Raw genomic sequence first — 2093 nt, 5'->3', positions numbered from 1 at the left:
GGAGGCGCGATGCTCACGGCGGTCCGGCTCGGCAGGGCCAGCCCGCACCCCAGCTCGAGCACCCGGGCCCCCATCGGGACGGCACCCGACACGGCCCGGGCGAGCTCGACCCCGGCGGGCCAGGGCTCGGCCCAGTAGGGCGGGTCCTGGCCGTCGAGACCGAAGTTCAGCTCGTAGAGCCGGGCCATCGCGTCCCGCGGGTGGACCAGGTCGATCCGCCCGTGGGGCAGCTCGATCGAGCTCCGGTCGAGCCCGTGCAGACCCGTCGGCACCTCCGGTGCGGCGGGGTCGGCCTGCGCAGGCCGGGGGCTCACGTCCGCACCCGTCCGCGGGCCGGGAGGTCCCGGTCGGAGGGACGGGCAGGTCGGGACGACACGTCGGTCCTCGGTTCCCCCGGGCGACGCCCGGTGTCGGTGCCCGGCGCGACGGTCGCGACCGGGGTGTGGCTACTGCTGGACGAACTCGCGCAAGGGCCCCGAACGCGCGGGATGGCGCAGCGCGTTCATCGTGCGTTCCTCGATCTGGCGGATCCGCTCGCGACTGACGCCGTAGCGCACGCCGATCTCCTGGTGGGTGTGCCGCCGCCCGTCGACGAAGCCGAACCGTAGCCGCACGATGCTCGCCTCGCGTGCCGGGAGGGTGGCGAGCACCGTCGCGACCTGACGACGGCAGGCCTCGGCCACCGCGAGCAGCTGGGGGTCGGAGGCCCGCGGGTCCACCAGGATGTCGCCGACGGTGGTGGCGCCCGACTCGTCGAGCGGCAGGTCGAGCGAGATCGGGGTGCGGGCGTGGTCGAGCAGCTGTGCGACCACGTGGGTCGGCAGACCGAGCTGGGCGCCGATCTCCGCGACGGTGGGGTTGCGGTCGAGCTCCTGGGTCAGCCGCCCGCGGGTGCCGACCACCTGGACCAGCTGTGCGGCCCGGTTGGCGGGCAGCCGGATCGTGCGGGACTGCTCGGCGCGGGCCCGGCCGATGCCCTGGCGGATCCACCACGTCACGTACGTCGAGAACTTGTACCCGCGGGTGTGGTCGAACTTGGCGACGGCCCGCATCAACCCGACGTTGCCCTCCTGGATCAGGTCCAGCAGCGTGACACCCACCGTGGGGTAGCGCCGGGCGATCGACACCACGAGCCGCAGGTTGGCGGCGATCAGCGCCTCCCGTGCCCGGTCGCCGTCCCGGACCAGCCCGCGGAGGTCGCGGCGCAGCGCGGCGGAGGCGACGTCCAGGCCCGCGAGCCGCTCCCCGGCGAGCACGCCCGCCTCGATGCGGGTACCGAGCCCGACCTCCTCCGCCGCGGTGAGCAGCGGGATGCGCCCGATGCGGTCGAGGTAGGCGCGGACGGCGTCGGGCACCGCCGTGAGGAGGGGTACGACACGGGAAGGGTCGACGTCGTCGGCGGCCCCTCCCGCTGTTCTGGGGGCGCCCCGGGGCCTGCCGAGCGTCCGAGGCGCAACGGGTCGCGCGGGTGCCGGACGGGCGGGTGCGGGACGGGCGGACATGCGGACTCCCTCGTGCCGGTGGCTCGGCTCGTTCGTGGATGTCCGAGGCCTACAGGCGGGCACCGCTGCCCTTTCGACGCTACGGCGTCCCCCGCGGTCTGTCGACCAGCGCAGGCCGCGTCAGGGCAGGTAGACGCCCATCGCCTCGTACCCGTCGCCCTCCTCGCGCAGCGCGAACGCCACCCGGTCCGAGGTCCGCAGGCTCTGGAAGCCCCCGCCGTCGATCTGGTCCCGGCGGACGACGACCTCGGTGCCGTCGTCGCAGACGATGATGCCGGTCCCGGTTTGTGGGTCGAACCAGCTGACCGTTCCTGTCGCCATGACGCGTCGCCTCCTGTGCCGGCCGTGGGGATTCGTGGATCGGGCGACCGGGGGCAGGGCCCCGTCTCGAGAACTGGTGTACGTCGACGGTACGCCCTGGCGACACCCTGCGGAACCGCTCGGGACCGGGCGGGCCCACCGTCTCAGGTACCGGCGCGCACCATCCTGACGTGCGGGATCCCGTCCTCGTCGAACTCCGCACCGGTCGCCTCGAACCCGAACCGCTCGTACAGCCCGCGCGCGGAGGTCTGCGCGTCGAGAACGGCGGGT

The 2093-nt window shown here is 74.4% G+C and carries 4 protein-coding genes; all 4 read right to left on the bottom strand.

Annotation, left to right across the window (positions count from 1 at the left end; genetic code table 11):
* The coding region (locus tag H5J29_RS30275; protein ID WP_220188120.1) for a class I SAM-dependent methyltransferase at positions 1 to 314 on the bottom strand (314 nt) is incomplete at its 3' end.
* Between the two features lie 132 nt (positions 315 to 446).
* A complete protein-coding gene (locus H5J29_RS30270; protein ID WP_181784368.1) occupies positions 447 to 1355 on the bottom strand; it encodes a sigma-70 family RNA polymerase sigma factor in 909 nt (302 codons plus the stop codon).
* 267 nt (positions 1356 to 1622) lie between these two features.
* Positions 1623 to 1823, bottom strand: a complete 201-nt coding sequence (locus tag H5J29_RS30265; RefSeq protein WP_181784367.1) for a cold-shock protein — start codon at positions 1821 to 1823, stop codon at positions 1623 to 1625.
* Positions 1824 to 1966: 143 nt separating this feature from the next.
* A partial coding sequence (locus H5J29_RS30260) for a GNAT family N-acetyltransferase (protein WP_181784366.1) occupies positions 1967 to 2093 on the bottom strand: 127 nt, incomplete at its 5' end.

The sequence above is a fragment of the Pseudonocardia pini genome (genome assembly GCF_013870575.1).
In the GTDB taxonomy this organism is placed as follows: domain Bacteria; phylum Actinomycetota; class Actinomycetes; order Mycobacteriales; family Pseudonocardiaceae; genus Pseudonocardia; species Pseudonocardia pini.
Note: the sequence above shows the minus strand (reverse complement) of the source record. Positions and strands in the feature narration are given on the sequence as shown.

What these genes read in the sequence shown, in the direction of transcription:
- H5J29_RS30265 (WP_181784367.1), bottom strand. Translation starts at nt 1,823, where the DNA reads ATGGCGACAGGAACGGTCAGCTGGTTCGACCCACAAACCGGGACCGGC.